The organism is uncultured Cellulomonas sp. (assembly GCF_963527515.1).
In the GTDB taxonomy this organism is placed as follows: domain Bacteria; phylum Actinomycetota; class Actinomycetes; order Actinomycetales; family Cellulomonadaceae; genus Cellulomonas.
Genome location: NZ_CAURTV010000147.1, coordinates 1 through 6,633, shown reverse-complemented (window position 1 = coordinate 6,633; position 6,633 = coordinate 1). Strand labels below are relative to the sequence as shown.

General features: G+C 75.2%; 6 protein-coding genes and 1 pseudogene. 5 read left to right on the top strand and 2 right to left on the bottom strand.

Going from position 1 to position 6,633, the window contains the following annotated elements; translation table 11 throughout:
* The 5 genes from ptsP to RYN42_RS19065 form a co-directional block, all read left to right on the top strand.
* On the top strand, positions 1 to 1,490 hold a 1,490-nt coding region (ptsP, locus tag RYN42_RS19085; RefSeq protein ID WP_315098858.1), incomplete at its 5' end, for a phosphoenolpyruvate--protein phosphotransferase.
* 22 nt (positions 1,491 to 1,512) lie between these two features.
* Complete coding sequence (locus RYN42_RS19080; protein WP_315098856.1) at positions 1,513 to 1,896, top strand: globin; 384 nt, start codon at positions 1,513 to 1,515, stop codon at positions 1,894 to 1,896.
* Positions 1,897 to 1,961: 65 nt separating this feature from the next.
* Positions 1,962 to 2,831 (top strand): acyl-CoA thioesterase II, encoded by an 870-nt coding sequence (locus RYN42_RS19075; RefSeq protein ID WP_315098853.1) that lies wholly within the window; start codon positions 1,962 to 1,964, stop codon positions 2,829 to 2,831.
* Positions 2,832 to 2,874: 43 nt separating this feature from the next.
* Complete coding sequence (locus tag RYN42_RS19070) at positions 2,875 to 3,873, top strand: DNA topoisomerase IB (RefSeq protein ID WP_315098851.1); 999 nt, start codon at positions 2,875 to 2,877, stop codon at positions 3,871 to 3,873.
* 39 nt (positions 3,874 to 3,912) lie between these two features.
* Positions 3,913 to 5,526: an SDR family oxidoreductase gene (locus tag RYN42_RS19065; protein WP_315098848.1), complete on the top strand. Its 1,614-nt coding sequence runs from the start codon at positions 3,913 to 3,915 to the stop codon at positions 5,524 to 5,526.
* Here the strand turns inward: RYN42_RS19065 and RYN42_RS19060 are convergent.
* Both RYN42_RS19060 and RYN42_RS19055 read right to left on the bottom strand, forming a co-directional pair.
* Entirely contained in the window at positions 5,504 to 5,998 is a 495-nt protein-coding gene (locus RYN42_RS19060; RefSeq protein ID WP_315098845.1) for a thioesterase family protein, read from the bottom strand. The genes RYN42_RS19065 and RYN42_RS19060 overlap by 23 nt on opposite strands.
* A gap of 21 nt (positions 5,999 to 6,019) precedes the next feature.
* Positions 6,020 to 6,633, bottom strand: a pseudogene (locus tag RYN42_RS19055) (GTP-binding protein HSR1); the annotation flags it as partial.

Here is a 6,633-nt window from a genome sequence, read left to right as displayed (position 1 = left end):
ACCGCGCACAGGGCGAGAGCGCCGAGCTCCTGCACGCCACCGCGGCGATCGCCGCGGACCCGACGCTGGTGGCCGACGCGGAGCAGCGGGTGACCCGCGACCGGCTGGTGCCGGAGCGCGCCGTGTGGGAGGCCGCCGAGGCGGTCGCCGTGCAGTTCGAGGCGCTCGGCGGGTACTTCGCCGAGCGGACCCGGGACATCGCGGACGTCCGGGACCGGCTCGTCGCGGAGCTCACGGGGCGTGCCGCGCCGGGCGTGCCGGTGCACGAGGCGCCGTTCGTGCTGGTCGCGGACGACCTCGCGCCGGCTCTGGTGGCGACGCTCGACACCGACCGCGTGCTCGGGATCGTCACCGCGACCGGTGGTCCCACCTCGCACACCGCGATCCTGGCGCGGGCCCGCGGCATCCCGACGGTCGTCGCTGCGCACGGTGCGCCAGCCGCGGTCCGAGCCGGCGGGCTGGTGCTGGTGGACGGCTCGGCCGGCACGGTGACCGTCGACCCGACCGCCGAGCAGGTGGCGGCCACCCGGGCGCTCGCCGCGCAGGTGCGGACGTTCGACGGCCGCGGGCGCACCGCCGACGGGCACCACGTCGAGCTGCTGGCCAACGTGGGCGACCCGTCCGACGCGGCCCCGGCGGCAGCCGCGGGCGCCGAGGGCGTGGGCCTGTTCCGGACCGAGTTCGGCTTCCTCGACCGCGACCAGGCGCCGAGCATCGAGGAGCAGGTCAGCGCCTACCGACGCGTCCTGGCCGCGTTCCCCGGGCGCAAGGTCGTGGTCCGCACGCTGGACGCCGGCGCCGACAAGCCGCTGCCGTTCCTCGCCGGGAGCCCGGAGGCCAACCCCGCGCTCGGGGTGCGGGGGCTGCGGACCGCCGTGAGCCACCCCGAGGTGCTCCAGGACCAGCTGGCCGCCATCGCGCAGGCCACCGCCGTCGAGACCGCCGAGGTCTGGGTCATGGCCCCGATGGTCTCGACCGTCGACGAGGCCCAGGCGTTCGTCGCCGCCTGCGCGGCCCACGGGCTGGGCGTCGCGGGCGTGATGGTCGAGATCCCCAGCGCGGCGCTGCTGTCCGGCCCGATCCTGGCGCACGCCGCGTTCGCGAGCATCGGCACCAACGACCTCACGCAGTACACGATGGCGGCGGACCGGCTGCTCGGCGCCGTCGCGGAGCTCTCCGACCCCTGGCAGCCCGCCGTCCTGCACCTGGTGGCCGCGACCTGTGCCGGGGGTGCCCAGCAGGCCCGTCCGGTCGGTGTCTGCGGTGAGGCGGCCGCCGACCCGGCGCTCGCCGCCGTGCTCGTGGGGCTCGGCGTGTCGTCGCTGTCCATGACGCCCCGCGCGCTCCCGGACGTGGCGGCCCTCCTGGCGGCGACGACGCTCGACGAGTGCCGCCGCCTGGGCCAGCTCGCTCTCGCCGCCTCGACGGCCGCCGACGCGCGTGCCGTGGTGAGGGCCAGCCTGCCCGCGCTGGAGGCGCTGGGGCTCTGAACGGGCGTGTGAGGATGTCGGCGTGAGATCCGACTCCTTCTACGAGGCGATCGGCGGGCACGAGACGTTCGTCCGGCTGGTCGACGAGTTCTACCGCGGCGTCGCCGGCGACCCGGTGCTGCGTCCGATGTACCCCGAGCAGGACCTCGGCCCCGCGGCCGAGCGGCTGACCCTGTTCCTCGAGCAGTACTGGGGCGGTCCCACCACCTACTCCGACAACCGTGGGCACCCGCGGCTGCGCATGCGGCACGCCCCGTTCAAGGTGAACCCCGACGCGCGCGACCGGTGGCTCCTGCACATGCGGGCCGCCGTCGACAGCCTCGACCTGGCACCTCTGCACCACGCGCAGCTGTGGGACTACCTCGAGCGAGCGGCCCACTCGATGCTCAACACGTTCGACGACTGAGCGCGACGAACGTCACTCCGCACGGAGCGTGAGCACGGCGTCGACCTCGTGAGACGCTGCGGTCCATGACGATCGAGCCCGACCCGACCGCCTCCGTGCTCGACATCCTGCGGCTGGACGAGGACCCGGGGACGCCGGACCAGTTCACCGGTCGCAGCCTCCCCCAGCCCAGCGGGCGCGTGTTCGGCGGCCAGGTGCTCGCCCAGGCGCTCCTCGCCGCCGGTCGGACCATCACCGACGGCCGGCTCCCGCACTCGCTGCACGGCTACTTCCTGCGCGCGGGCGACGTGCGCGAGCCGATCACCTTCGCCGTCGAGCGCCTGCGGGACGGTCGCTCGTTCAGCGCGCGCCGGACGCACGCCCTGCAGGGCGGCGAGGCCATCCTGTCGATGATCACCTCCTTCCAGGAGCAGCAGCCCGGCCTCGACTACGCCGACCCGATGCCGGCCGGGATCCCCGGACCGGACGAGGTGCCGTCCGCGCTCGAGCAGCTGGGCGGCATCGACCACCCGGTGGCCAAGTTCTGGACGCAGGAGGCCGCGTTCGACGTGCGGCACGTGGACGGATCGATCTACCTGGGACCGCCGAAGGAGCCGACCGGTCAGCAGGCCGTGTGGTTCCGCTCGCGCGGTCCGCTGCCCGACGACCAGCTGCTGCACCGGGCGCTGCTGGCCTACGCGTGCGACCAGGTGATGCTGGAGCCGATCCTGCGGAGGGCGGGACGGTCGTGGGTCACCCGCGGGCTGTCGATCGCCTCCCTCGACCACGCCATGTGGTGGCACCGGGACGTCCGCGTGGACGACTGGCTCCTGTACGTCCAGTCCACGCCCAGCGCCCAGGGCGGTCGCGGGCTCGGGGCGGCGCGGGTGTTCACGCAGGACGGGACCCTCGTCGCGTCCGTGGCCCAGGAGGGCATGGTCCGCTTCCCGGACTGACGTTCGCCGCGCGGACGCGGACGGTCCGGGTGAGGATTCCGGCATGGTCCGCCTGCGCCGCGTCCGCCTCGACGCCCCCGGCTGGTCGCGTCGCCGCGCCGGCCGGGGGTTCCTCTATCTCGACCAGGACAAGGTCCGGATCGTCGAGCCGGAGCACCTGGAGCGGATCACCTCGCTCGCCATCCCGCCCGCGTGGCGCGACGTCTGGATCTCCCCGTGGCCCAACGGGCACATCCAGGCCGCCGGCCTGGACGACGCCGAGCGCCGGCAGTACCTCTACCACCAGCAGTGGACGCTGCGGCGCGGCCGGCTCAAGCACGACCACGTGCTGGACGTCGCCCGGCGCCTGCCCGCCGCGCGGCGCCGGGTGCGCGCCGACCTCGCGCTCGAGGGCATGCCGCGGCAGAAGGTGCTCGCCCTGGCCTTCCGGCTGCTCGACCTCGCGTACCTGCGCGTCGGCGGTGAGGGCTACGCGCTCCAGCACGGCTCGTACGGGCTGGCCACGCTGCTGCGCTCCCACGTCCGGGTGCTGCCGCCGGAGAGCGAGAACGATCCGGGGCGGGTGCACCTGAACTTCCCGGCCAAGTCCGGTCAGGTCCGTGACACCGTGGTCGAGGACGACGACGTCGCCACGATGGTCCGCACCCTGACCCGGCGGCGGGACGACGGCCCGGAGCTGCTGGCCTGGCGGGACGACGACGGCGGGTGGCACGACGTGACCAGCTCGGACGTCGCCGGCTACGTCAAGCAGCAGCTGGGTCCCGACGCGACGCCCAAGGACTTCCGCACGTGGCACGCCACCGTCCTGGCCGCGCGCGGGCTCGCCGACGCCGGACCACCGCCGGCCAGCGAGCGCGCCCGCCGCCGGGTGCTCAGCCAGGTGGTCAAGGACGTGGCCGAGGAGCTCGGGAACACCCCCGCCGTGTGCCGCTCCTCGTACATCGACCCCCGGGTGATCGAGCTGTGGGAACGGGGTCAGACCATCCGCCCGACGCGGTCGCAGGCTGTGGCCGAGCGGGAGACCCTGGCGCTGCTGCGCTGACCGGGTGCGCGTCCGGACGCGGGACCGCACACTTCCCAGATGGCCACCGCCCCGGACGACCTCCTGCCCGCACCCGTCGCGGACACCCTTCCCGGCCTGGTCCCCGGGCTCGGCGACGACGGCCGCCCGCGCCCGGATGCGCCCCTCGTGGCGGTCACCGGCGTCACCGGGTACGTCGGGGGCCGTCTGGTCCCCGAGCTGCTGGCGGCCGGCTACCGCGTCCGCGCGATCGCCCGGCACCCCGACCGGCTGCGCGGCCGCCCCTGGTACGCCGACGTCGAGGTGGCCGCTGCCGACGCCGCCGACCCCGAGCAGATCCGCGCGGCGCTCGACGGCGCCCAGGTCGCGTACTACCTCATCCACGCCCTCGGCTCCGGCCGCCGGTTCGAGTCGACCGACCGGCACACCGCCCTGGTCTTCGGCCAGGCGGCGCGGGAGGCGGGCGTCGGCCGGATCATCTACCTCGGCGGCCTCTACCCCGAGGGCGAGGACCTGTCCCCGCACCTCGAGTCGCGCACCGAGGTAGGCGAGATCCTGCTGGCCAGCGGCGTGCCGACCGCGGTGCTGCGCGCGGCGGTCATCCTCGGGTCGGGGTCCGCGTCGTTCGAGATGATGCGCTACCTCACCGAGCGCCTGCCGGCCATGACCGTCCCCAAGTGGGTGGAGAACCGCATCCAGCCGATCGCCATCCGCGACGTCCTGCGGTACCTCGTGGGCTCGGCCGCGATGCCGCCGGACGTGAGCCGGGGGTTCGACATCGGCGGGCCCGACGTCCTCACCTACCGCGACATGATGCAGCGGTACGCCGAGGCGGCCGGCCTGCACCGGCGCGTCATCGTCGGCGTGCCCGTCCTGACCCCGAAGCTGTCCAGCCTGTGGGTCTCCCTGGTCACCCCGGTGCCGGGCGGCCTGGCCCGGCCGCTGGTGGAGTCCCTGGTGCACGAGGTGGTGTGCGACGAGCACGACATCGCCCAGCACATCCCCGACCCGCCCGACGGGCTGATCGGCTTCGACCGCGCGGTGCGGCTCGCCCTGCAGCGCGTCCAGGACGCGGCGGTGAGCACGCGCTGGTCGTCGGCGTCGCTCCCCGGGGCGCCCAGCGACCCGCTGCCGAGCGACCCCGACTGGGCCGGCGGCTCCCTGTTCGTCGACGAACGCCAGGTCACGGTCGACGCCTCCCCCGCCGCGCTGTGGCGGGTGGTCGAGGCCGTCGGCGGCGAGCGCGGGTGGTACTCGTGGGCGCTGGCGTGGCGCGTCCGCGGGCTGGCCGACCGGCTGGTCGGCGGACCGGGCCTGCGGCGCGGGCGCCGGGACCCCCTCCAGCTGCTGGTGGACGACGCCGTGGACTTCTGGCGGGTCGAGGCCATCGAGGAGGGGAGCCTGCTGCGGCTGCGCGCCGAGATGCGCGTCCCCGGGCTCGCGTGGCTGGAGCTGCGCGTAGAGCCGACGGGCGAGGGCGACGCTGCACCGACGGTGTTCTCACAGCGCGCTCTGTTCCACCCGAAGGGTCTGCTCGGGCAGGTCTACTGGTGGTCCGTGTACCCGTTCCACGGCGTCGTGTTCGGGGGCATGCAGCGCAACATCGCGCGTGCCGCCGAGACGGCCGAGCGGGCCCGCACGGACCGTCGGGTCAGCGCCGCCGGCGGATCGTGACCGGCTCCTCCACGTAGGCCTCCCACACGGTGCGCTGCTCCGGCCCGATGCGCCGCGGCGCTCCGGTCGCCGCGTCGACGAGCACCAGCGTGGTGAGCGCCCGGGCGTAGAGGACCCGCTCGGGACCCGCCGCGCCGTCGTCACGCACCTCGTAGCAGACGTCGAGGCTCGCCCCGCCCAGGTGGCCCAGCCACATCTCCACGATCACCGGGGTGCGGCGGTAGCCCAGGGGCTTGAGGTACTCGATCTCCTGCCGCGCGATCAGCGTGGACAGCTCGGCACCCGGACCCGCGTCGAGCACCGCGGTGGGCCACGCGCTCTCCACCCGGCTGCCGTCCGGCGCGGCCGGGTGGCTCCAGAACGCGTCGATCCGCGCCTCCTCGAGCAGGCGCAGCATCTCGACGTTGTTCACGTGCTGGTAGGCGTCCATGTCCGACCAGCGCAGCTGGACGGGGACCTCGAGGCGAGTCATGCGGTCGATCCTAAGGAGCGCTCAGGCTGCGGCCCTGGACGCGGCCGCGCGGCACCGGGCGAGCGCGTCCATCTCGGCAGCCACCGGCGCGATGACGTGGTCGTTGACGGCCTGCGCCACCGACGCACCGAGCCGTCGGCGTGCCCGCGCGGCCCGGCTCCGGCCGGCGACCGCTCCGACGATCCCGCCGACCACGGCCACCAGGAGGCCCGCGACGACCCCGCCGAGCAGCAGGAAGGTCGGTGCGGGCAGGCCCCACCACATCGGCGTCTCGGGCGCGGGCAGCTGCAGCCACGCCATCGCGGCCAGCGTGACGAGCCACGCGGCACCGACCAGCGCCACGGCCAGGAGCACCCACTGGAGGAAGGCCAGCACCTGCCACGTCCACGGGATGCGAGCCGCCGCGACCGGCACCCGCACGACCGTCCGGTCCAGCACGTCGTCCAGGTCGACGTCCGCCGCACGAGACCGGGCGGCGAGCACCCAGTGGTCCGGCGCCCCGGACGTCGCCGCGTCGACGTAGGTCCGCACCGCGCTGACCGCGGCGGCGCGCTCGCCCGCCGCGGGGGCCGTCCGGGACGACCGCAGCAGCTCGTCCTGGCCCGCCTGGACGCGGTCGCGGCCCAGCCCGAGGC

Bases quoted from the DNA above. Each gene is read 5' to 3' on its own strand.
- RYN42_RS19075 (WP_315098853.1), top strand. From the start codon at position 1,962: ATGACGATCGAGCCCGACCCGACCGCCTCCGTGCTCGACATCCTGCGG.
- RYN42_RS19070 (WP_315098851.1), top strand. From the start codon at position 2,875: ATGGTCCGCCTGCGCCGCGTCCGCCTCGACGCCCCCGGCTGGTCGCGT.
- RYN42_RS19065 (WP_315098848.1), top strand. From the start codon at position 3,913: ATGGCCACCGCCCCGGACGACCTCCTGCCCGCACCCGTCGCGGACACC.
- RYN42_RS19060 (WP_315098845.1), bottom strand. From the start codon at position 5,998: ATGACTCGCCTCGAGGTCCCCGTCCAGCTGCGCTGGTCGGACATGGAC.